Origin of the sequence: Leifsonia sp. EB34, assembly GCF_041260585.1 — a bacterium.
In the GTDB taxonomy this organism is placed as follows: Bacteria; Actinomycetota; Actinomycetes; order Actinomycetales; family Microbacteriaceae; genus Leifsonia.
The window spans coordinates 134,785-157,735 of sequence record NZ_JBGCCV010000002.1; the positions used below are offsets into that span (position 1 = coordinate 134,785).

Below are 22,951 nucleotides of genomic sequence, written 5' to 3' on the forward strand. Positions count from 1 at the left end.
GGTCTCGTGGACTTCTGGAGGAGACCGGGCCTGCTGGCGCTCGCACTGAACATCCTCGGTGCGGGCGCCGTGGGCTGGTCGCTGGTGCGCGCCCACGGCTCGGACCGTCCGGCGTGGGTGCTCGCGCTCGCGCTGTTCTCGGTCGCGGCATGGCTGGTGCGGTCGATCCTCACCTTCGCCGGGTGGCGGCGCACGGCTCTCGTGCTGTGCCTGCTGTCTGCGGCGACCGGAGCGTTCGTCGCGCCGGCCACCGACGGCATCGCGATCGTGCCCGCGGCTGTGGCCGTCCTCTATCTCGTCGGGGATCCGGAGTGGCCGCTGCCGCTCGGCGGTGCCGTCGCCGCGGTCTCGGCTGCGCTGATCGCGGTGGGCGCCCTCCCGTTCGGTTCGCCCGTCGCGGCGGTGCTCGGCGAGATGGCCGGGATCGTGCTCGCCGGCTTCGCGGGGCTCAGCCGGCGGCAGTTCCGGCTCACCGAACAGCAGGCGACGCTGCTGCGCGAGCGCGACCTCGCCATGCGCGAGGAGGCCGCCCGCGTCGCGATCGCCCGCGACCTCCACGACGTGCTCGCGCACAGCCTCGGCGGCCTGGTCATCCAGCTCGACGCCGTGGACGCGCTGCTGGAGGCCGGCGACGCCGGATCCGCCCGGGAGCGCGTCGTGGCGGCGCGCGGGCTCGCGGCGGCCGGTCTCGCCGAGGCGCGGCGCGCGGTCGCCGCCCTGCGCGACCCGGACGGGGCCGCGAAGACGACCGTGACCGCCGCCGACTTCCGCGCGACGCTCGACGACCTGGTCGCCGCGCACCGCACCCTCGGCGGCATCGCCGCCCTGCACGAGTCGGGAGCGCCTCGCACGCTCGACGCAGCCCAGGCGACCGCCCTGCAGCGCGCCCTCCAGGAGGCGCTGAGCAACGCGCGCAAGCACGCACCGGGCGCTCCCGTCGACGCCGCGCTCGACTGGCAGGATGAACGCGTGCTCCTCACCGTCTCCTCCCCGCTGATCCCGTCCCCGGCCGCCTCGGCGCGCGCCGCCGGGCTCGCGACCTCGGGAGGCGGGCACGGCCTGGAGGGGATGCGCGAACGCTTCTCCGCCCTCCCGCTCGGCGGCTCCGTGGCGGCGACCACGGACGGCGGCCGCTTCACCGTGACGGCCGAGGCGAGGCTGGCATGAGCGCGGACGTGACCCCCGACCCGACCTCCGGTGACCGCATCCGCGTCGTCGTCGCCGACGATCAGGCGATCATCCGCGACGGCCTGGTCACCGTCCTCGGGCTGCTGCCCGACGTGGAGGTCGTCGGCTCCGCGGCCGACGGCGCCGAGGCGGTGGCGCTCGCCGTGGCCGAGCATCCCGACGTCGTGCTGATGGACCTCCGGATGCCCGTCCTCGACGGCGTCGGCGCCACCGAGCGGATCGTTCGCGAAGCGCCGGAGTCCGCCGTGCTCGTGCTGACGACCTTCGCCGACGATGACTCGATCCTGACCGCACTGCGCGCCGGCGCCCGCGGCTACCTCACCAAGGACGCCGGGCGCGCCGAGCTGGCCTCCGCCGTGCGGGCCGTCGCCCGCGGCCAGGCGACCTTCGCCCCGGAGGTCGGCGCCCGCATCATCGGCTCGCTCACCTCCGCCGCGCCCGCCCGGCCGGTCGACCCCGCCGGCGCGCTGGTCGAGCGGTTCCCCACGCTCACCCGCCGGGAGGCGGAGGTGCTCGCACTCGTCGCCGACGGCCTCAGCAACGGCGAGATCGCCTCCGCCCTCTTCGTCGGCGGCTCGACGGTGAAGACCCACATCAACGCGATCTTCGCCAAGCTCGGCGTCTCCTCCCGCGCCCAGGCCATCGCTCTGGTGCGCCGGTGACCGCCGGTCGCGTCATCGACTCCGGTGGGGGAGGATGGGGCGCATGAGCGATCGCGTACTCGTCACGGGCGGTTCCGGATTCGTGGGTGCGCATTGCGTGCTCGCCCTGCTGAACGCGGGGTACGACGTGCGGACGACCATTCGCTCGCCGCAGCGCGCCGCCGACGTGCGGTCGCAGTTGGCGGCGGGAGCCAACCTGGGCGATGGGAACAGTGAGGACGCCGGGGACCGGCTGGAGTTCGCCGTCGCCGACCTCCTCGACGACGCCGGCTGGGCCGAGGCCGTCGAAGGCTGCCGCTTCGTCCTGCACGTGGCCTCCCCGTTCCCGATGACCGAGCCCAAGGACCCCGACGAGCTGGTGCGCCCGGCCCGGGAGGGCGCCCTGCGCGTGCTGCGCGCGGCGCGCGACGCCGGCGTGGAGCGCGTCGTTCTCACCTCCTCCTTCGCTGCGATCGGCTACGGCCACGCGCCGACCCGGCAGCCGTTCACCGAGGCGGACTGGACCGAGCTGGACAGCGGCCGCCCGATCAGCGCGTACGTCCGCTCCAAGACCCTCGCCGAGCACGCCGCCTGGGATTTCATCGCCAAGGAGGGCGGCTCCCTCCAGCTCGCCACCGTCAACCCGGTCGGCGTCCTCGGCCCGGTCCTCGGCCCCGACTACTCCAGCTCGGTCGAGCTGGTGAAGCTCGTGAAGGAGGGCCGCCTCCCGCGCTTGCCCGACGTGTACTTCGGCGTCGTGGACGTGCGCGACGTCGCCGGCCTGCACCTGCTCGCCATGACCAAGCCGGAGGCCGCGGGCGAGCGCTTCCTCGCCACCGCGGGCGACGCCCTCGGCGCACCGGAGCTGGCGCTCATCATCCGCGGCCACCTCGGCTCGCCGGCGGGCGACCGGGTGAGCACCCGGGTCATGCCCTCGTGGGTGCTCAAGGCGGCGGCCCCGTTCAGCCGGCGGGTGCGCGGGTCGCTGCCCGACATCGGCGTCTACCGCAACGGGTCGTCCGCGAAGGCGCGGACCCTGCTCGGCTGGCGGCCGCGGTCCCGCGAGGAGGCCGTCATCGCGACGGTGGACTCCCTCCCGCCGCGGCTGAAATAGCCGGGAATACCTGGCCGGCCGCGTGGTTATACACCGAGACTGCGCCTCCGGTCAAGAAAAGACTGGACACGGCGCGTCTGTTTGACATATAGTGGTTCTTTGCGCTCCCACGCACACTCTTGCCTTCATATTGCGGTCGGCTCTGACTTCCCCCGCGCGCGTCTGGGCCCGGTTATCCGGGTCAAATACGGCGTCGCGAGACGTGTCTGGGAGCCCTCGTCCCTCACAACACCACATCTCGACCGACAGTAACTGGCCCGACGGGGCACACGGAGGTTATTTCCTTGGCTGCTGCGCGCAACGCAACCAACACTGACAAGACACCCAAGAACGGACGAGCCGCATCTCGTCTTTCGTTCGCCAAGATCACGGACACCCTCACCGTCCCCGATCTGCTCGCACTGCAGACGGAGAGCTTCGACTGGCTGGTCGGAAACGACGCGTGGAATGCACGCGTCGCCGAAGCCGAGGCACAGGGTCGTCAGGATCTGCCCGCCAACACGGGCCTCGAGGAGATCTTCGAGGAGATCTCTCCCATCGAGGACCTCGGCGAGACCATGCAGCTCTCCTTCACGAACCCGTTCCTGGAGGAGAAGAAGTACTCGATCGACGAGTGCAAGGAGAAGGGCAAGACCTACTCCGCCCCGCTCTACGTCGAGGCCGAGTTCATGAACCACCTCACCGGTGAGATCAAGACCCAGACGGTCTTCATGGGCGACTTCCCGCTCATGACCGAGAAGGGCACCTTCATCATCAACGGCACCGAGCGTGTCGTCGTCTCCCAGCTCGTCCGCTCGCCGGGCGTCTACTTCGAGGCCGCCGCCGACAAGACCTCCGACAAGGACATCTACTCGGCGCGCATCATCCCGAGCCGCGGTGCGTGGCTCGAGTTCGAGATCGACAAGCGCGACCAGGTCGGTGTCCGCATCGACCGCAAGCGCAAGCAGTCGGTCACCGTGTTCCTGAAGGCCCTCGGGCTCACCAGCGAGGAGATCCTCGCCGAGTTCGCCGGCTTCCAGTCGATCGAGCTGACCCTCGAGAAGGACGCCATCCTCACCAAGGAGGAGGCGCTGAAGGACATCTACCGCAAGCTGCGTCCGGGCGAGCAGGTCGCCGCCGAGGCCGCGCGTGCGCTGCTGGACAACTTCTACTTCAACCCGAAGCGCTACGACCTCGCCAAGGTCGGCCGTTACAAGATCAACCGCAAGCTCGGCCTCGAGGCCCCGCTGTCGGACTCGGTGCTGACCGTCCAGGACATCATCGCAACGATCAAGTACCTGGTCTCCCTGCACGACGGCCAGACCACGTTCAAGGGCCTGCGGGGCGGCGTCGAGACCGACATCCGTCTCGACACGGACGACATCGACCACTTCGGCAACCGTCGCATCCGCGCCGTCGGCGAGCTCATCCAGAACCAGGTCCGCACCGGTCTCTCCCGCATGGAGCGCGTCGTCCGCGAGCGCATGACCACGCAGGACATCGAGGCGATCACCCCGCAGACCCTGATCAACGTGCGACCCGTCGTCGCCGCGATCAAGGAGTTCTTCGGCACCTCGCAGCTCTCGCAGTTCATGGACCAGAACAACCCGCTCGCGGGTCTGACCCACAAGCGCCGCCTGTCGGCGCTGGGCCCGGGTGGTCTGAGCCGTGAGCGCGCGGGCGTCGAGGTCCGCGACGTGCACCCCTCGCACTATGGCCGCATGTGCCCGATCGAGACCCCGGAAGGCCCGAACATCGGTCTGATCGGCTCGCTCGCGTCGTTCGCCCGGATCAACTCGTTCGGCTTCATCGAGACGCCGTACCGCAAGGTCGTCGAGGGCCGGGTCACCGACAAGATCGACTATCTGACCGCCTCCGAAGAGGACGACTTCGTCATCGCGCAGGCCAACGCCCCGCTCGACCCGAGCGGCCACTTCACCGAGGAGCGCGTCCTCGCCCGTCAGAAGGGCGGCGAGGTCGACCTGATCCCCGCCGACGAGATCGGCTACATGGACGTCTCCCCGCGCCAGATGGTCTCGGTGGGCACCTCGCTCATCCCGTTCCTCGAGCACGACGACGCCAACCGAGCCCTCATGGGTGCGAACATGCAGCGCCAGGCGGTGCCGCTGCTCCGCTCGGAGAGCCCGGTCGTCGGAACCGGTATGGAGGGCTACGCGGCCATCGACGCCGGTGACGTGGTCACCGCCGAGAAGTCCGGCGTGGTCACCGAGGTCTCGGCCGACGCTGTCACCGTCCAGGCGGACGACGGCACGGTCAAGTCCTACTACCTGCGCAAGTTCGACCGCTCCAACCAGGGCACGTCCTACAACCACCGCGTGGTCGTGGACGAGGGCGACCGCATCGAGGCCGGGGAGGTCGTCGCAGACGGCCCCGCGACCGAGAACGGCGAGCTCGCGCTCGGCAAGAACCTGCTCGTGGCGTTCATGCCGTGGGAGGGTCACAACTTCGAGGACGCGATCATCCTCAGCCAGAACCTGGTGAAGGACGACACCCTCTCCTCGATCCACATCGAGGAGTACGAGGTCGACGCCCGCGACACCAAGCTCGGCAAGGAGGAGATCACCCGCGACCTCCCGAACGTCAGCCCGGACCTCCTGGCCGACCTCGACGAGCGCGGCATCATCCGCATCGGCGCCGAGGTGCGCCCCGGCGACATCCTGGTCGGCAAGGTCACGCCGAAGGGCGAGACCGAGCTGTCGGCCGAGGAGCGTCTGCTCCGCGCGATCTTCAACGAGAAGAGCCGCGAGGTGCGCGACACCTCGCTCAAGGTTCCCCACGGTGAAGAGGGCACGATCATCGGTGTCAAGGTCTTCGACGCGCAGGACGGCGACGACGAGCTCGGCTCCGGCGTCAACCAGCGCGTGGTGGTCTACATCGCCCAGAAGCGCAAGATCACCGCGGGCGACAAGCTCGCCGGCCGTCACGGCAACAAGGGCGTCATCTCCAAGATCCTTCCGGTCGAGGACATGCCGTTCCTCGCGGACGGGACGCCGGTCGACGTCATCCTCAACCCGCTGGGTGTCCCCGGACGAATGAACTTCGGTCAGGTCCTGGAGATCCACCTCGGCTGGATCGCCAAGAACGGCTGGGAGATCAAGGGCAAGCCCAAGTGGGCCGCCGAGCTCCCCGAGGCCGCGTTCAGCGCCGCCCCCGGCACCAAGGTCGCGACCCCGGTGTTCGACGGTGCGAAGGAGGAGGAGATCGCCGGCCTGCTCGACGCCACCCTCCCGACCCGCGACGGCGACCGCCTGATCGGTTCCTCCGGCAAGACGCAGCTCTTCGACGGCCGTTCCGGCGAGCCCTACCCGGACCCGGTGTCGGTCGGCTACATGTACATCCTGAAGCTGCACCACCTGGTCGACGACAAGATCCACGCGCGTTCGACCGGCCCGTACTCGATGATCACCCAGCAGCCGCTCGGTGGTAAGGCGCAGTTCGGTGGCCAGCGCTTCGGTGAGATGGAGGTGTGGGCCCTCGAGGCCTATGGAGCCGCGTACGCGCTCCAGGAGCTCCTGACCATCAAGTCGGACGACATCCTCGGCCGCGTCAAGGTCTACGAGGCCATCGTCAAGGGTGAGAACATCCAGGAGCCGGGCATCCCCGAGTCCTTCAAGGTCCTCATCAAGGAGATGCAGTCCCTCTGCCTGAACGTGGAGGTCCTCTCGGCCGACGGGCAGACGGTCAGTCTGCGCGACGCCGACGACGAGGCCTTCCGCGCTGCGGAGGAACTCGGCATCAACATCTCCTCCCGGTTCGAGTCCTCGTCGATCGACGAGATCTGACCCGGTAGCCAGACCCAACTGACGAATTTCCATTAGGAGAGAGTGAACATTGCTCGACGCAACAACTTTCGATGAGCTGCGTATCGGCCTGGCCACCGCTGACGACATCCGTCGCTGGAGCTACGGTGAGGTCAAGAAGCCGGAGACCATCAACTACCGCACGCTGAAGCCCGAGAAGGACGGCCTCTTCGGAGAGCAGATCTTCGGCCCGTCCCGCGACTGGGAGTGCTCGTGCGGCAAGTACAAGCGCGTCCGCTTCAAGGGCATCGTGTGCGAGCGCTGCGGCGTGGAGGTCACCAAGTCCTCCGTCCGCCGCGAGCGCATGGGCCACATCGAGCTCGCCGCGCCGGTCACGCACATCTGGTACTTCAAGGGTGTGCCCAGCCGTCTCGGCTACCTGCTCGACATGGCGCCGAAGGACCTCGAGAAGGTCATCTACTTCGCCGCCTACATGGTGATCCAGGTGGATGAGGACGGCCGTCACGCCGACCTCCCCGGCCTGGAGAACGAGCTGCGCCTGGAGATCAAGACCCTGGCCGACCAGCGCGACGCCCGCGTCGCCGAGCGTCTGCAGCGCCTGGAGACCGATCTCGCCGCCCTCGAGGAGGAAGGTGCCAAGGCCGACCAGAAGCGTCGCGTCAAGGACACCTCCGAGAAGGAGATGGGCCAGATCCGCAAGTCCTACGACGAGGACATCGCCCGCCTGGAGCGCGTGTGGGAGTCGTTCCGCACCCTCAAGGTCGGCGACCTCAAGCCGGAGGACGCGGACTTCAACGAGCTCGTCGACCGCTACGGCCTGTACTTCGAGGCGTTCATGGGCGCCGAGGCGATCAAGCGTCGCCTGCTGGCCTTCGACCTGGCCGCCGAGGCCGAGCTGCTCCGCGAGCAGATCGCCAACGGCAAGGGCCAGAAGAAGATCCGCGCCATCAAGCGCCTGCGCGTGGTGTCGTCGTTCCTGGCGACCGGCAACTCGCCGGCCGCGATGGTCCTGGACGTCGTCCCGGTCATCCCGCCGGAGCTGCGCCCGATGGTCCAGCTCGACGGTGGCCGCTTCGCGACCTCCGACCTGAACGACCTGTACCGCCGTGTGATCAACCGCAACAACCGTCTCCGCCGCCTGCTCGACCTCGGTGCCCCCGAGATCATCGTGAACAACGAGAAGCGCATGCTTCAGGAGGCCGTCGACGCGCTGTTCGACAACGGTCGCCGCGGCCGCCCGGTCACGGGCACCGGCAACCGCGCGCTCAAGTCCCTCAGCGACATGCTGAAGGGCAAGCAGGGCCGGTTCCGCCAGAACCTGCTCGGCAAGCGCGTGGACTACTCGGGCCGTTCGGTCATCATCGTGGGTCCGCAGCTCAAGCTGCACCAGTGCGGTCTGCCCAAGCAGATGGCGCTGGAGCTGTTCAAGCCGTTCGTGATCAAGCGCCTGATCGACCTGAGCCACGCTCAGAACATCAAGGCCGCCAAGCGCATGGTGGAGCGTTCGCGCCCGCAGGTCTGGGACGTGCTCGAGGAGATCATCCGCGAGCGCCCTGTCCTCCTGAACCGCGCGCCCACCCTGCACCGTCTCGGCATCCAGGCCTTCGAGCCGCAGCTCGTCGAGGGCAAGGCCATCCAGCTCCACCCGCTGGTGTGCGCCGCCTTCAACGCGGACTTCGACGGCGACCAGATGGCCGTGCACCTTCCCCTGTCGGTGGAGGCCCAGGCCGAGGCCCGCATCCTAATGCTCGCCTCGAACAACATCCTGAAGCCGTCCGACGGCCGCCCGGTCACCCTGCCCTCGCAGGACATGATCATCGGTCTGCACCACCTCACCACCGTCCGCGAGGGCGCCGTGGGCGAGGGTCGCGCGTTCTCCTCGGTCTCCGAGGCGATCCTCGCGAAGGACCAGGGCACGCTGCACCTCAACGCCAAGGTGAAGATCCGTCTGAACGACTACGTGCCGTCCGACGCGGCCGACACCGGCACCCAGCCCACCACCGCGATCGTGGAGACCACCCTCGGCCGCGCCCTCTTCAACGAGGCGCTGCCGGCGGACTACCCGTACGTGGAGGAGGTCGCCGACAAGGGCCAGATCTCGTCGATCGTCAACGCCCTCGCCGAGCGCTACCCCAAGGTGGAGGTCGCCGCGGCGCTCGACCGGATCAAGGACGCCGGCTTCTACTGGGGCACCCGCTCGGGCGTCACGGTGTCGCTGAGCGACATCCTGACCCCGCCGAACAAGGCGCAGATCGTGGCCGGCTACGAGAAGAAGGCCGCGAAGATCACGGCGGAGTTCGAGAAGGGTCTCACGACCGACCTCGAGCGTCGCCAGGAGCTGGTGAAGATCTGGACCGAGGCGACCAACGAGGTGGCCGAGGCCATGCGCGCCAACTTCCCGGTCGACAACACCATCAACCGCATGGTCACCTCCGGTGCCCGTGGTAACTGGCTGCAGGTGCGCAACATCGCCGGTATGCGTGGTCTGGTGAACAACCCGAAGGGTGAGATCATCCCTCGTCCGATCATCTCCTCGTACCGCGAGGGGCTGTCGGTGGCGGAGTACTTCATCGCGACGCACGGTGCCCGTAAGGGTCTGGCCGACACGGCCCTCCGTACGGCCGACTCGGGCTACCTGACCCGTCGTCTGGTGGACGTCTCGCAGGATGTCATCATCCGCGAGGACGACTGCGGCACGACCAAGGGCCTCGACCTCCCGATCGCGACCGTGGGCGCCGACGGCGTCCTCACCCGCGACCCGAACGTCGAGAACTCCGTGTTCGCCCGCACCCTCGCGGCCGACGCGGTCGGCTCGAACGGCGACGTCGTGGCGAAGGCCGGCGAGGACGTGGGCGACGTGCTCATCGACAAGCTGGTGGCCGCCGGCGTGACCGACATCAAGGTCCGCTCGGTGCTCACCTGCGAGTCGGCGGTCGGCGTCTGCGCCGCCTGCTACGGCCGTTCGCTCGCGACCGGCAAGCTGGTGGACATCGGCGAGGCGGTCGGCATCATCGCCGCCCAGTCGATCGGTGAGCCCGGAACGCAGCTCACGATGCGTACCTTCCACACCGGTGGTTCGGCCTCCGCGGACGACATCACCCAGGGTCTGCCGCGCGTGCAGGAGCTGTTCGAGGCGCGTACCCCCAAGGGTGCGTCCCCGATCGCCGAGGCCGCCGGCCGCATCGTCATCGAGGAGACGGACAAGTCCCGCAAGGTCATCCTGACCCCGGACAACGGCGACGAGCCGCACGTCTACCCGGTGCTCAAGCGTTCGACCCTGCTCGTCGAGGACGGCCAGCGCGTCGAGCTCGGCCAGCAGCTGATCGTCGGCACCGTCGACCCGAAGGAAGTCCTCCGGGTCAAGGGCGTCCGCGAGGTGCAGAAGCACCTGGTGGGCGGCGTCCAGGGCGTCTACCGCTCGCAGGGCGTGCCGATCCACGACAAGCACATCGAGGTCATCGTCCGTCAGATGCTCCGCAAGGTCACCGTCGTCGACCACGGCGACACCGACCTGCTGCCGGGTGAGCTCGTCGACCGTTCGCGGTACAACGAGATCAACCGCGCTGCGCTGACCGAGGGCAAGAAGACGGCGTCCGCCCGTCAGGAGGTCATGGGTATCACCAAGGCCTCGCTGGCGACCGAGTCGTGGCTGTCGGCCGCGTCCTTCCAGGAGACCACCCGCGTCCTGACGCAGGCGGCCATGGAGGGCAAGTCCGACCCGCTGATCGGTCTCAAGGAGAACGTCATCATCGGTAAGCTCATCCCGGCCGGCACGGGCCTGTCCCGCTACCGGAACGTCTCGGTGGAGGCGACGGAGGAGGCGAAGGCGGAGCGGTACCCCAACCGCATCTTCACCGACGACTCCGCGTTCAGCGAGAACGACCTGAGCTTCGTCGACTTCGACAGCTTCAGCTCGGACGACTACACCCCGGGCACCTACAACTAAGCAGGTAGCCCGGCTGTCCCTTCAGGGATTGGCGAAGGCCCCCGGCGCTTGCCGGGGGCCTTCGTCGTTCCCCAGCGCTCGGGTACGGGACAATGGAGGGGTGTGGAGACAGCTTCTGGAGTACACCGACACCGTCGGCCGCTCGATGGTCGGCTTCGCGGCCGTGGCGCTCGTCGTCGCCGTGGTGAGCTTCGTCGTCGGCATCGTGCAGTCCGTCTCCGGGCACGCCGCGAGCACCCTCCCGTTCTGGGCGACGACGATGGGTTGCGCCGTGCTGGCCGGCGTCCTCGTCTACCTCGCGAGCCGGCGGGGCGACCTCCGGCGGCGGTGAACCTGGATGTTGCGCTAGGCTAGGTGCAACATTTCACATCCGGGGGACACCATCAAGAAATCACACGGTATCGTCGCGCTCGCACTGGCGGGCGCCTTCGCTCTCACGGGCTGCACCGCCGTAGAGCCGTCGCCGCCGTCCGCCACCCGCACTCCGGCAGCCGACGCCCCGACGACGCCCGAGGCGACGCCGGAGGCCGTCGCCGCTCTGCCGGGCGACTGCTCCGAGACGGTCGACCCCGCCAGTCGCGCGGAACTCGAGTCCAGTTTCGAGCTCAACCCCGCGTGGAGGGACTACTCCAGAGACGACGCGCTCCTGGCCGACGTCGAAGCGACGCTGGTGTGCGCGTGGGTCAGCCCGCGTGGACCGAGCGATGGCGGGGTCATCACGACTTTCGCGCGCTTCGATCCGACGGAGCGGGCGTCGCGCGAAGCCCTGGCGGCCGCTCTGCGCGAACGCAGCGAACATTCGTCGGTCGTCGTCGGCCGCACGATTCTGGTCCAGACCCTGTGGATGGACAACGGCGTCCCGGACGGCTATCTCGCCGGCGTGGAGCGTTTCGCCGACTGACGACGCCCCTCCGTGCGGCTGGCCCCCTTTAATGGGGCACCCGCAAGCGGGACTGTCGAGCGGGCCTCGGCGGAAGTTAGTGTGACAGGGCTTCGCCCCGCCCGGAGGCTCGCCCGGGGGACGGCGACGCTCTGCCGTCTACCCGAGGCCGGCAGGACCCCTATCCGAGGAGGTCCCCGTGGCGTCCATGACCGAGATCCTCATCCTGCACGGCCTGCTACCGATCGAGTACCTCGACCGCGTCTCCAGCGACCCCGCCGCCGACGAGGCGATCGCACGCGAACTGCTCGCGCGCGGCGCCATCAACGCTGTGCAGCTCGCACAGGCACGCGCCGCGATGTCGGGCGTCCCCTTCGTCGAGCTCGTCGACTACCCGGTCGACCGCTCCGCCATCGCCGTGGTCGCGGCCGCCATCTGCCGTCGGCACATGGTGCTGCCCATCGGCTGGGACGGCGACACCCTCCTCGTCGCGACCAGCGACCCCGGCGACGTGATCGCCATCGACGACCTCCGGGCCGCCGCCCACACGCCCGTTCGGCTGTTCGTGGCCGAGGCGAGCGACCTCGCCGGCGCGATCGATCGCTACCTGCGCGCCGACGATGAGCTCAACGACCTCTCGAACACCCTGGAGGAGGAGAACGCGGCCGAGCAGCAGGCCACGCTCGCGCTCTCGGACGCAGGCGAGGAGGACGCGCCCATCGTGCGGTTCGTCAACCTGCTCGTGAGCCAGGCGATCCAGGATCACGCCTCCGACATCCACATCGAGCCGGGGGAGCACGAGCTCCGGGTCCGCTACCGGATCGACGGCGTCCTGCACGAAATGCAGAGTGCTCCCAAGAGCATTCAGAACGGCGTCACGAGCCGGCTCAAGATCATGAGCGATATCGACATCGCCGAACGCCGGAAGCCGCAGGACGGCCGCATGTCGGTCGTCCACGGGGGCCGGCAGATCGACCTGCGGGTGGCGACCCTCCCGACCGTGTGGGGCGAGAAAGTCGTCATGCGGATCCTGGACAACAGCAACACGAGCATGACGCTCCGCGACCTCAACCTGCTTGAGCGCAACGCCAAGGCCTTCGAGACCGCGTACTCCAAGCCGTACGGGATGATCCTGGTGACCGGACCGACCGGTTCGGGCAAGTCGACCACGCTCTACACCACGCTCAACGCCGTCTCCCGGCCGGAAATCAACGTCATCACCGTCGAGGACCCCGTCGAGTACCGGATGCCGGGGATCAACCAGGTGCAGGTGAACCCCAAGGCCGGCCTCACCTTCGCGAGCGCGCTGCGCAGCATCCTGCGCAGCGACCCCGACGTGGTGCTGCTCGGCGAGATCCGTGACCACGAGACCGCACAGATCGCCATCGAGGCGGCGCTGACCGGCCACCTGGTGCTCTCGACCCTGCACACGAACGACGCACCGAGCGCCGTCACGCGGCTCGTGGAGATGGACATCGAGCCGTTCCTCGTCGGGTCCGCCCTGGACTGCGTCGTCGCGCAACGTCTGGCGCGGCGGCTCTGCGAGCGCTGCAAGGCCCGCAAGGAGCTGTCGGAGGAGGACCTCCTCCGGCTCAACGTGCAGCCGGACGGCGTCGACCAGGTCCCCACCGTCTTCCAGCCGGTCGGCTGCACTTTCTGCTCGAACACCGGCTTCCGCGGACGCCTGGCGCTGCACGAGGTGATGACGGTGACCGAGGAGATCGAGCGGCTCGCCGTCAGCCGGGCATCCAGCGCCGAGATCGAGCGCGTCGCCCGTGCGCAGGGGATGCTGACGCTGCGCGAAGACGGCTGGGAGAAGGTCAAACTCGGTGTCACCTCGATCGAGGAGATTCTCCGGGTGGTCGCATGAACGAATGGGAGCAGGGAGTGGACAAGCCGATCTACGAGATCCCGGTGGTGTCGGACTACGGGGCGACGCGCGATTGGTTCGCGACGCTGCCGCCTGAGCCGCCCGCGCCACCGTCATACACGCCCTACCCGATCCCGTCGAACCCGGGCACGGCGACCCCGGCCGCGGCGATCCCGGCCGTCCCGGTCCCTGCGACCGTGCCGGTGGTGCATGAGGTCCCGGCGCCGGCGGTCGTCGAGACGCTGACCGAGGCTGAGCGCGAAGCGCTCGCGAAGGCCGACCCCGACCTGATCGCCGCATTGCGCCAGATCATCGAGCAGCGCGGCTCCGACCTTCACGTCACCGTCGGGGCGCCCCCCACGATCCGCGTCGATGGCGGCCTGCGCCCGGTCGGCGAGGGCGCGGCGTGGGACCGTCCACGCGTCGAGCGCGCGCTGTTCAGCCTCCTGACCGAGCATCAGGCCGAGGTCTTCCGGCGCGAGCTGGAACTGGACTTCGCCTTCACCATCTCAGCGAACGCCCGCTTCCGCGTGAACCTCTACCAGCAGCGCGGAGCATACGGTGCGGCATTCCGTCTCATCCCCACGGAGATCAAACAGCTCGCCGAGCTGGGGATCCCCACGCAGGTCGGCGATTTCGCCGGGCTCCCGCGCGGACTCGTCCTCGTCACCGGCCCGACGGGCTCCGGCAAGTCGACGACGCTCGCCGCGCTCATCGACCTCGTGAACGCCACGCGCAGCGACCACATCGTGACGGTGGAGGACCCGATCGAGTTCATGCACTCGCACAAGAACTCGATTGTGAACCAGCGGGAGGTCGGCCACGACACCCACAGCTTCGGCAACGCGCTGAAGCACGTCCTCCGTCAGGACCCCGACGTCATCCTGATCGGCGAGCTCCGCGACCTGGAGACCATCTCGGTCGCGCTCACGGCTGCCGAGACGGGCCACCTCGTCTTCGCGACGCTGCACACGCAGGACGCTCCGCAGACCATCGACCGTGTCATCGATGTCTTCCCGCCCCACCAGCAGGATCAGGTGCGCGCACAGCTTGCCGCGACGCTCCAGGGCGTCGTCTGCCAGACGCTGGTCAAGCGCTCCAACGGCAAGGGTCGTGCTGTCGCCACGGAGGTGCTGAAGATGACGCCCGCCATCGCGAACCTCATCCGCGAGGGCAAGACCTACCAGATCGCGTCGATGATGCAGGCCGGCCGCGACCTCGGCATGCACACGATGGACCAGCAGCTCGCCGACCTGGTCAACCGCGGCGTCATCTCCCACCGCACCGGCCTGGAGAAGGCGCACGACCCGTCCGGCTTCGGCCGGCTCGTCCAGCGCGTCGAGTCGCCCACCGAGGCCTCCGCACGCGCCATCGCCGCATCCGACATCGACTTCGGCGACTCGTACTCGGGGACAGTGCGCTGATGGCCGGCGTGACCGCGTACGCGTACACCGGCCGCAACTCGGCCGGGAAGCTGATCAAGGGCCGCCTCGACGCGCCGAGCGAGGGGGCCGTGGTGTCCCGCCTGCAGTCGATGGGGCTCTCGCCCGTCGCGATCAACGAGGCAGGAACGGGGACGGGTCTCCAGCGGGAGATCACCATCCCCGGTTTCAAGCACCGGGTGAAGCTCAAGGAGCTCGCGATCCTCAGCCGGCAGATGGCCACGATGATCGGTTCGGGCATCTCGATCCTTCGGACGCTCACGATCCTCGCCGACCAGGCGGAAGGCAAGCGACTGCCGGAGATCATGAACAAGGTCCGCGAGGACGTCGAGGAGGGCACAGCGCTGTCGACTGCGATGGCGCAGCACTCCGAGGACTTCCCTCCACTGATGATCAACATGATCCGGGCGGGCGAGGCGGGCGGCTTCCTCGACCATGCGCTCGAATCGGTGGCGACGAACTTCGAGAAGGAGGTCAAGCTCCGCTCGACGATCAAGTCGGCGATGACCTACCCGGTCGTCGTTCTGATCATGTCGCTGGTCGCGGTCGTGGTCATGCTGGTGTTCATCGTCCCGATCTTCAAGAAGATGTTCGAGGGCTTCGGCGGGCAGCTCCCGCTGCCGACGCAGATCCTCGTCGTCGTCTCGCAGTCGATGGTCTGGCTGGGCCCGCTCCTGCTCGTCGCCGGCATCCTGTTCTGGCTCTGGTGGCGCAACAACAAGAACACCGAGAGGGTCAGGAAGCAGGTCGACCGGCTGAAGCTCCGGCTGCCGGTGTTCGGCCCGCTCTTCAAGAAGATCGCCATCGCGCGCTTCGCCCGCAACTTCTCGAGCATGATCGGCGCAGGCGTACCGATCCTGCATGCTTTGCGCATCGTGGGCGAGACCTCCGGCAACTGGGTGCTGGAGGATGCGCTTTCGCGCGTCGCCGAGTCGGTGCGCAGAGGCGAGTCCATTGCCAAGCCGTTGCTGGCCGAACCGTTCTTCCCCGCGATGGTCACGCAGATGATCGCCGTCGGCGAGGACGCCGGCTCGATGGAGGTCATGCTCGAAAAGGTCGCGTCTTTCTACGACGACGATGTCGAAGCGACGACGGAGGCGCTGACGTCGCTCATCGAGCCGCTCCTGATCGCGTTCCTCGGTGTGGTCGTGGGAGGCATGATCGTGTGCCTCTATCTGCCCATCTTCCAGATCACATCTCTTATTCATTGACGGGCGCGGCCCCCGCACTGGGGCCGGAATTCCGCCTTAAACCCCCCGATCGCGGGATTCTGCTGAGAATTCCTTGGCAAATAGCATCGGCCATCGGATGGACCCAACGGGCTCCATTCAGATCGACTCCCGACCGCCCGACCGAATGGACACCGCAATGTACTTCCGCCTCATGGGCAAGCTGAATGCTCGCCGCAACTCGCTCACCGAGCAGTCCGAGAAGGGCTTCACCCTCATCGAGCTCCTCGTCGTCGTGATCATCATCGGCATCCTCGCCGCGATCGCGATCCCGATCTTCATCGGTGTCCAGAACGGCGCCAAGGAGAGCGCCGTCAAGTCGGACCTGACGAACGCCAAGACCGCTTACGTGGCTGCGTACACGCAGTTCGGCAGCGACTCCACCGTTACGGTACCGAGCGGCGCCATCACCCCGTCGACCACCGTCGGCACCACGACCTTCGGTGCTCTCGGGGCGACCGCCAGCGTCACGAACTACGCCGCCGGCGCCGGCCCGACCCTCAAGGCGAACAGCACGTGGACGACCTTCTGCATCGCGGCCACCAGCCCCGACACCGGCAAGACCTTCCACATCAGCGACTCGACCGGCGTCGCCAGCGGCGTCTGCCCGTAGGCCCCGCTCGGTGGGAGGACCGGTACTCGCCCGGTCCTCCCACCACAGCCGTTTTCGCGGTACGAACCACCGGCGACCGAACGCCGGCCACTACTCCCCACCCGACCTAGCACCAGGGAGTGAGACATGATCCGAACGGAACAGCGATCGGAGGACGAGGGCTTCACCCTCATCGAGGTCCTCATCGCCATGCTGCTTCTCGCGATCCTCTCGCTCGCCCTCCTGCCGTCCCTCATCGGCATCCTCAAGACCTCCGTCCGCAACGTCAGCGTCGCGACCGCCACGCAGTTCGTGAACAACAATCTCGTCCAAGCGCAGACGGCCGGCACCACGTGTACGGGCATCCAGAACTTCGGCTCCGCCATCATCGGCCCCCTGACGGACAACCGCGGCGTCACTTTCTCCACGACCCGGAGCGTCGGCCCGTGCCCCGCGACCTATCCGGGAACCGTCAAGGTAAGCGTGACCGTCATGAGCAGCAACAGCCTGCAGGCCGTAGCCACCGGCTCCACCCTCGTGATCGTCCGGAGCGCGTCGTGAACCGGCCGCTGCGGGGGCACCGCGACGATGCCGGAATAACCCTCATCGAGCTCAGCATCGCCGCCGCGCTGTCGATCCTCGTCATGGGGATCGCCGTGGGGCTGTTCGCCTCGGCGGCCAAATCCCAGAACACCATCTCCAGCCGGACAGCGGCCTCCACGAGCGCCCAGTTGACGATGCGGAGCCTGACCCAGGGGATCGAGAACGCGTCCGAGTTCAGCATCCAGACGAGCGGTTCCGATCTGATGCTCGTAGCGCGCACGGCCGGATCGGGCACGACTCTCACGTGGAATTGCCGCGCCTGGTACTACCAGGCGTCGACGAGCACGTTCCGGACCACCACGACGGCGGACGGCACCAAGATCCTCCTGCCGACGGCTGCACAGCTCGCCACCTGGACGTACCTCGCCGGTGGTGTCGCGACGGACGGAGCCGTGCCGATCTTCCAAGCGGCCGGGCAGAACCTCCAGGTCGACTTCGTGTCGTCGGTGGCCGCGGGCCAATCGGTGACGATGAAGACCAACATCCTTCAGCAGACCGGAGTGGCGGCGAGCGGCACATGCTACTGATCAGACTGCGCGCCAGGATGCGCGCCACCCTCTCCGCCGGCGACGACGGCTTCGCGATGGCTGCGGTCGTCGCGCTGATGGCCGTGTCCATCCTGCTGATCGCATTGATGAGCAGTTCGGTGATCTACGCCGTGAGCTTCAGCACCGCAACGCGTGCCGGAGTGCAGGCACAGGGCGCCGCGCAGGCGGGAATCGCGGTCGCCACCGTGGGATTGGAGAACGGCACGTGCTCGGCAGTCGGCGGCGTCTATCAGAGCGCAGCGGGTCAGACCCCCGTCTACCGTGCCGTCGTCTACGTCCCCGGCGGCGCGGGATGGGTGCAGGGCTGTCCGGCCGCAGGCAACACGAACGTCCGCATCGTGTCCAACGGCACTGCGGCGAACGGGGGCGATGGAGGACAACGAGGCAACGACTCGAAGACCGTCGAGAGCATCCTCGGCCCGTCGACGCAGCCCACCCAGATCAGCGCCACCGGGCCGGCTGTCTACGCCTACTCGTCCAGCAACTTCGGCGGCTCCGGAACACTCGTCTCCGTCAACGGCTCGAGCCCCAAGGTGATGATCAGCACAGGCGACGTCAACTGCAGCGGAGCATCGAGCGGTGCCTCCGACCTGGTGGTCAAGAACGGCAATCTGAACATGTCCGGGTCCTGCAGCGCTACGGGAAACGTCTGGGCGAGCGGCTCCCTGACGCTGAGCGGCGGCGTCTCCGTCGGCGGTAACGCCGTCGCGAACTCGATCTCGATCTCGAGCGGCACCATCAAGGGCAGCGCCTGGTCGGCCTCGACGACGAGCCTCTCCGGCGGTTCGAGCAACATCAACGGGAACCTCACCTCCACGACGACGACCTTCAACTCGGGAGGCGTGATCGGCGGCAACGTCTGGAACTACGGCACCGTCACGTTCGATTGGGGTTCGAAGGTGATCGGGAACGCGACCGGTCAGTCCCTCCTGTACACCAACCGGCCGAGCACGCTCGGGTCGTACACGCAGATCGCGGCCGGCCCCGGGCCATCGCCGTACGCTCAGCCGGCCACGCCGGGCGTGCCGAACTGGGTGGACTACAACTACGACCCGACGGCGTGGACAGGCTTCACCCCCGTCGTGCTCCCCGCCGGGAGCTGCTCGATCACCACGCTGCGCGCCGCCGTGACGACCATCGCGGGAGGCAAGGGCCTGATCGACGCCCGCAAGTGCACGAACGGCCTGACCCTCACCGGAAGCGACCAACTCACCATCTCCAACGACATCGCGATCTTCGCCAACACCATCACGATCGGCAACAGCGGCGGGATCGTGCCGTCCGCGCCGGCGCGGGTGTGGCTCATCAACCCCGACGCCACCGCGGACGGCGTCCCCACCTGCGCCTCCGGTGAAAGCTTCTCCGTCTCGGGGGCGCCGGTCTTCAAGAACACGGCGGGGACGATCCAGGACGCGGTGATGATGTACTCCCCGTGCGACATCAACGTCAGCACGGGTGTCAACTTCCAGGGCCAGGTGTTCGCGGGCTCCGCCACGATCAACGGTGGCGCCTCGATCGGCTATGTCGCCATCGGCCTCCCGGGCGTCGACCTGTCGACGGGCTCCAGCAGCGGCAGCGGTTCCTCGTCCACGACGCGCTCCGTCGTCTCCAACCGCAACTACACCGGGTCGTGATCGTGTTCGCCGCGCTCGCAGGAGTCTTCGGGTCGATGATCGGCTCGTTCCTCAACGTCGTCGTCTTCCGGGTCCCGGCCGGCCGGTCGATCGTCGCGCCGCCGAGTGCGTGCCCGTCCTGTGGAGCACGGATCCGCGCAGTGGACAACATCCCGGTCGTGTCCTGGCTCGTCCTGCGTGGGCGCTGCCGCGATTGCGGGGCCGCCATCTCGATCCGCTACCCGGCGGTCGAGCTGGGCACGGCGCTCGGGTTCGCCGGCGTGACGCTGTGGCGGCTGCCGTCACTCCTGGACGCCGTAGCGAGCGGTTCCGGGACGCGGATCGCCGCGGCGGCACTCGAACTCGTCGCCTACCTGTACCTCATGGCGGTCTCCGTCGCGCTCGCCCTGATCGACCTGGACACCCACCGCCTGCCCGACATAATCGTGCTTCCGGCCTACGCGGTCGGCGGCGGTCTGCTCGCCCTGGCCGGAGCGCTGGAAGGTGACGGCTGGTCCGTGCTGCGCATGGTGATCGGGGGCGCGGCCGCCTACCTGCTGTACCTGCTGCTCGGCCTCACCAAGCCGGGCGCGATGGGTTTCGGCGACATCAAGCTCGCCGGCCTGCTCGGGCTGTACCTCGGCTGGGCCGGGTGGAGTGCCCTCGCCGTCGGAGTCTTCGGCGGCTTCGTGGTCGGCGGGATCGTCGCGGTGATCCTGCTCGCAGCCCGCCGGGTGACCCGGCGCGGCGGCCTCCCGTTCGGCCCGTCCATGCTCGCCGGCGCCTGGCTCGGACTGGTGGCCGGCCACACCATCTGGAACGCGTATCTGCGATTGGTCGGCCTGGCCTGATCGGCCGCGAGAGAAGGAAATGACATGGCGAACACCGTGGTGGGAATCGACATCGGCAGCGCGAGCATCCGCGCCGTCGAGCTGGCCGACGCCGAGAAGCCCAAGCCGACGCTGGTCCGCTACGGCCGGATCGAGGTGCCGGCGGGTGCGGTCAAGCGTGGCGAGGTGATCGAAGCCGACACGGTCACAGGGCTGCTGAGGCGCCTCTGGTCGAACAGCGGGTTCAAAACCAAGCGGGTGGTGCTCGGCATGGGCAACCAGCGGGTCTTCGCCCGGGACCTCACCGTACCGAGAGCGCCGCTGCCGCGGATCCGCGAGTCGCTGCCGTTCCTCGTCCAGGAGATGCTGCCGCTGCCGGTCTCCGAGACCATTCTCGACTTCTACCCGACGAGCGAGGGAATGGGCGAGCACGGACCGACCGTGAACGGGCTGCTCATCGCGGCGGTGAAGGATGCCATCCTGGCGAACGTCAAGGCCGTGCAGGCGGCCGGCCTCACCCCGGTCGAGGTCGACCTCGTCCCGTTCGCCCTGCAGCGAGCGCTGGTCACGCGGCCGCGCGTGCCGGGGACCGTCGCTCTGATCGACGTCGGGGCGAACACGACGACCGTGATCGTCGCGATCAACGGGGTGCCCGAGTTCGTGCGCATCATCCCGACCGGTGGAGACGACCTGACCACGGCGCTGTCGACGCGGCTCTCCCTCAGCTCCCCGCAGGCCGAGTCGGTCAAGCGCACGCTCGGACTAGCGCCGAACGTGTCCACCGCGGAGGAGCACTCCCAGGCCACGGTGATCTACGAGGTGGTCAACGAGTTGCTCGGGAGCCTCCGCAACACGATCGCGTACTTCTCCAACACGCGGGAGGCCACGCCCGTGCAGCGCATCGTGCTCGCCGGTGGGGCCGCGCAGCTTCCCGGCTTCGGATCGGCTCTCGCGGAGTTCACCCGGTTGCCCGTGGAGGACGGCGACCCGTTCAGCACCATCGCGATCGCGCGGGGGCTGCGAGCGGAGAACCTTCGAATCGATCAGCGCGAGATCACGGTCGCGCTCGGACTGGCGATGGGGAGTGTTGCAGCATGAGCGCAGCATCGGATGCGATCGCGTCGACCCGCTCTACCGGGCGGAAGGCGGCCGCGGAGACCGTCACAAAGGAGAAGACCGCGAAGCCGGAGAAGACGCCACGCCAGAGTGGGCCGGCGGTCGACATCCGGGTGGGCGTCGAGCCCCGGGTCGATCTGCTCCCGGCCGAGATCAGGACCGCACGCAAGCACGAGAGAATCGTCCGCCGCATGGTCGTGGGGCTCGTCGTCACAGTCGCCGTCGTGGTCGCCGCCGTCCTCGGAGCCGCCGCGTACGCCCTGACGGCGGGCGTCGCCGCCACCGCTGAGCAGGCCCGCAGCGACTCGCTGCTCAAGCAGCAGGCTCAGTACGCGCCGCTGCGTGCGGCGCAGTCCGAGGCCGCTCTCGTCAAGGCCGCCCAGGCGGTCGGCGGCGCCACCGACATCGACTGGTCCGCGCTCGGCGACGCGCTGCTGAAATCGCTGCCCGCCGGGGCGACGATCACGAACGTGTCGATCGACGCAGCCTCGCCGCTGGCGCCCTACCAGCAGTCACTCGTGCCCGGCACCCCGATCAGGGTGGCGACCGCGACGGTGACGATCAACGCCCCGGACCTCAACGCGGTGACGCAATGGCTCTCGACGGTCGGGAGCCTGCCGAACGTCGTCGACTCGTCGGCGGGCACGATCACCGTGCAGGCCACGGGATACCAGGCGATCGCGACGATCCACTACGGAGTCAAGGCATGGGATGGCAAGTTCCTGCCGACGACGGGAGGCAAATGATGGACAAGAACCGGCTCTTCATGCTCCTGCTGGGCGTCGCCATGGCGGCGGTGCTGGCGGGGGGCTTCCTGCTCGGCGTGCGTCCTTCGTTGGAGACCGCAGCGGCGGCCGAGCAGGCGCGCGAGCAGGCGGCGGCCTCCAACCAGGCCAATCAGGTCCTCCTGAACAGCCTTGCCCAGCAGAACAAGAAGATCGGCGAACTCACCGACGAGGTCGGCACGCTGCGTCAGTCGATCCCGTCGCAGGAGAACCTCAGTCAGTTCGTCGACACGGTCCGCGAGGCGGCCGCGGCCCAAGGTCTCATCGTCCAGAGCGTGACGCCGGGCGACGAGGTGGCCTACGCGCCCCAGGGAGCAACGTCTGCGGCGGCGAGCGGCTCGGCCTCCTCGTCCACAGCGACCCCGTCGCCGACCCCGACTCCCTCGCCGTCGGCCACGGCGGCGACCGCCCCCGCGACCGGGGGCGCCGCCCAGGCTCCCGTGCCGCACACCGACCCCGCGATCACGGCGGCGAACTTTCTCGCCGTCTCGGTGAAGGTGGGCGTAGCGGGCCCTCTGCCGGCGACGATCGGTTTCGTCCATGCCCTCCAGAACGGCCCTCGTCTGTTCGTCGTGAACGGAATCTCGGGCGGCGCGAGCGGCGGCGCCGCCGGTGCGGCGAAGGGCGCCGTGGCGGCGGACACCTACGTGATCTCCGGATATGTGTACGTCCTGGCGGCGACGCACGCGGCCGCCACAGGCTCGAAGTAGGCAGAGCCAAGGCGCGGTGCGGCCATCCCGGCCCGCCCTCCCTCGTCCCGCCGCCCCCCGTTGCTACAGTGGGCAGCACAGCG

General features: G+C 68.7%; 18 protein-coding genes. All 18 read left to right on the forward strand.

Translation table 11 applies throughout. The annotated features are described in order from the left end of the window. Positions 1-6 precede the first annotated feature (6 nt). The 18 genes from ABIA36_RS10065 to pilO all read left to right on the forward strand — a co-directional run bounded on the left by ABIA36_RS10065 (position 7) and on the right by pilO (position 22,868). Positions 7-1,167, forward strand: a complete 1,161-nt coding sequence (locus tag ABIA36_RS10065; RefSeq protein WP_369962239.1) for a sensor histidine kinase — start codon at positions 7-9, stop codon at positions 1,165-1,167. Then, complete coding sequence (locus ABIA36_RS10070) at positions 1,164-1,850, forward strand: response regulator (protein WP_369962240.1); 687 nt, start codon at positions 1,164-1,166, stop codon at positions 1,848-1,850. Before ABIA36_RS10065 ends, ABIA36_RS10070 begins: the two co-directional genes overlap by 4 nt. Before the next feature lie 43 nt (positions 1,851-1,893). Continuing rightward, complete coding sequence (locus ABIA36_RS10075; RefSeq protein WP_369962241.1) at positions 1,894-2,943, forward strand: SDR family oxidoreductase; 1,050 nt, start codon at positions 1,894-1,896, stop codon at positions 2,941-2,943. Between the two features lie 284 nt (positions 2,944-3,227). Next, positions 3,228-6,725: a DNA-directed RNA polymerase subunit beta gene (rpoB, locus tag ABIA36_RS10080; RefSeq protein WP_369962242.1), complete on the forward strand. Its 3,498-nt coding sequence runs from the start codon at positions 3,228-3,230 to the stop codon at positions 6,723-6,725. A gap of 49 nt (positions 6,726-6,774) precedes the next feature. Next, positions 6,775-10,650: a DNA-directed RNA polymerase subunit beta' gene (gene rpoC, locus ABIA36_RS10085; protein ID WP_369962243.1), complete on the forward strand. Its 3,876-nt coding sequence runs from the start codon at positions 6,775-6,777 to the stop codon at positions 10,648-10,650. Positions 10,651-10,750: 100 nt separating this feature from the next. Beyond that, a complete protein-coding gene (locus tag ABIA36_RS10090; protein ID WP_369962244.1) occupies positions 10,751-10,981 on the forward strand; it encodes a hypothetical protein in 231 nt (76 codons plus the stop codon). A 339-nt stretch (positions 10,982-11,320) separates the two neighbouring features. After that, on the forward strand, positions 11,321-11,551 hold the full coding sequence (locus ABIA36_RS10095; RefSeq protein WP_369962245.1) for a hypothetical protein: 231 nt from the start codon (positions 11,321-11,323) through the stop codon (positions 11,549-11,551). 178 nt (positions 11,552-11,729) lie between these two features. Further along, positions 11,730-13,400: a GspE/PulE family protein gene (locus ABIA36_RS10100; RefSeq protein WP_369962246.1), complete on the forward strand. Its 1,671-nt coding sequence runs from the start codon at positions 11,730-11,732 to the stop codon at positions 13,398-13,400. Continuing rightward, positions 13,397-14,824, forward strand: a complete 1,428-nt coding sequence (locus tag ABIA36_RS10105; RefSeq protein ID WP_369962247.1) for a type IV pilus twitching motility protein PilT — start codon at positions 13,397-13,399, stop codon at positions 14,822-14,824. The genes ABIA36_RS10100 and ABIA36_RS10105 overlap by 4 nt, the downstream gene beginning before the upstream one ends. Further along, entirely contained in the window at positions 14,824-16,053 is a 1,230-nt protein-coding gene (locus tag ABIA36_RS10110) for a type II secretion system F family protein (RefSeq protein WP_369962248.1), read from the forward strand. Before ABIA36_RS10105 ends, ABIA36_RS10110 begins: the two co-directional genes overlap by 1 nt. A 157-nt stretch (positions 16,054-16,210) precedes the next feature. Beyond that, complete coding sequence (locus tag ABIA36_RS10115; RefSeq protein ID WP_369962249.1) at positions 16,211-16,684, forward strand: type II secretion system protein; 474 nt, start codon at positions 16,211-16,213, stop codon at positions 16,682-16,684. A gap of 126 nt (positions 16,685-16,810) precedes the next feature. Then, positions 16,811-17,224 (forward strand): prepilin-type N-terminal cleavage/methylation domain-containing protein, encoded by a 414-nt coding sequence (locus ABIA36_RS10120; protein WP_369962250.1) that lies wholly within the window; start codon positions 16,811-16,813, stop codon positions 17,222-17,224. Continuing rightward, positions 17,221-17,793 carry a hypothetical protein gene (locus ABIA36_RS10125; RefSeq protein WP_369962251.1) on the forward strand — a complete coding sequence of 191 codons (573 nt, stop codon included), beginning with the start codon at positions 17,221-17,223 and terminating at the stop codon, positions 17,791-17,793. Before ABIA36_RS10120 ends, ABIA36_RS10125 begins: the two co-directional genes overlap by 4 nt. Then, the gene (locus tag ABIA36_RS10130; protein ID WP_369962252.1) at positions 17,784-19,448 is read left to right on the forward strand and encodes a hypothetical protein; all 1,665 of its coding nucleotides are present in this window, start codon (positions 17,784-17,786) and stop codon (positions 19,446-19,448) included. Before ABIA36_RS10125 ends, ABIA36_RS10130 begins: the two co-directional genes overlap by 10 nt. Then, entirely contained in the window at positions 19,445-20,278 is an 834-nt protein-coding gene (locus ABIA36_RS10135; RefSeq protein ID WP_369962253.1) for an A24 family peptidase, read from the forward strand. The genes ABIA36_RS10130 and ABIA36_RS10135 overlap by 4 nt, the downstream gene beginning before the upstream one ends. A 24-nt stretch (positions 20,279-20,302) precedes the next feature. After that, positions 20,303-21,355 carry a type IV pilus assembly protein PilM gene (gene pilM / locus ABIA36_RS10140; protein ID WP_369962254.1) on the forward strand — a complete coding sequence of 351 codons (1,053 nt, stop codon included), beginning with the start codon at positions 20,303-20,305 and terminating at the stop codon, positions 21,353-21,355. Further along, on the forward strand, positions 21,352-22,119 hold the full coding sequence (locus ABIA36_RS10145) for a hypothetical protein (protein ID WP_369962255.1): 768 nt from the start codon (positions 21,352-21,354) through the stop codon (positions 22,117-22,119). The genes pilM and ABIA36_RS10145 overlap by 4 nt, the downstream gene beginning before the upstream one ends. Continuing rightward, positions 22,116-22,868 carry a type 4a pilus biogenesis protein PilO gene (gene pilO / locus ABIA36_RS10150; RefSeq protein ID WP_369962256.1) on the forward strand — a complete coding sequence of 251 codons (753 nt, stop codon included), beginning with the start codon at positions 22,116-22,118 and terminating at the stop codon, positions 22,866-22,868. The genes ABIA36_RS10145 and pilO overlap by 4 nt, the downstream gene beginning before the upstream one ends. Positions 22,869-22,951 lie beyond the last annotated feature (83 nt).

Bases quoted from the DNA above. Each gene is read 5' to 3' on its own strand.
- pilO (WP_369962256.1), top strand. From the start codon at position 22,116: ATGATGGACAAGAACCGGCTCTTCATGCTCCTGCTGGGCGTCGCCATG.
- ABIA36_RS10145 (WP_369962255.1), top strand. From the start codon at position 21,352: ATGAGCGCAGCATCGGATGCGATCGCGTCGACCCGCTCTACCGGGCGG.
- ABIA36_RS10115 (WP_369962249.1), top strand. From the start codon at position 16,211: ATGTACTTCCGCCTCATGGGCAAGCTGAATGCTCGCCGCAACTCGCTC.
- pilM (WP_369962254.1), top strand. From the start codon at position 20,303: ATGGCGAACACCGTGGTGGGAATCGACATCGGCAGCGCGAGCATCCGC.
- ABIA36_RS10105 (WP_369962247.1), top strand. From the start codon at position 13,397: ATGAACGAATGGGAGCAGGGAGTGGACAAGCCGATCTACGAGATCCCG.
- ABIA36_RS10130 (WP_369962252.1), top strand. From the start codon at position 17,784: ATGCTACTGATCAGACTGCGCGCCAGGATGCGCGCCACCCTCTCCGCC.
- ABIA36_RS10075 (WP_369962241.1), top strand. From the start codon at position 1,894: ATGAGCGATCGCGTACTCGTCACGGGCGGTTCCGGATTCGTGGGTGCG.
- ABIA36_RS10110 (WP_369962248.1), top strand. From the start codon at position 14,824: ATGGCCGGCGTGACCGCGTACGCGTACACCGGCCGCAACTCGGCCGGG.
- ABIA36_RS10120 (WP_369962250.1), top strand. From the start codon at position 16,811: ATGATCCGAACGGAACAGCGATCGGAGGACGAGGGCTTCACCCTCATC.
- ABIA36_RS10070 (WP_369962240.1), top strand. From the start codon at position 1,164: ATGAGCGCGGACGTGACCCCCGACCCGACCTCCGGTGACCGCATCCGC.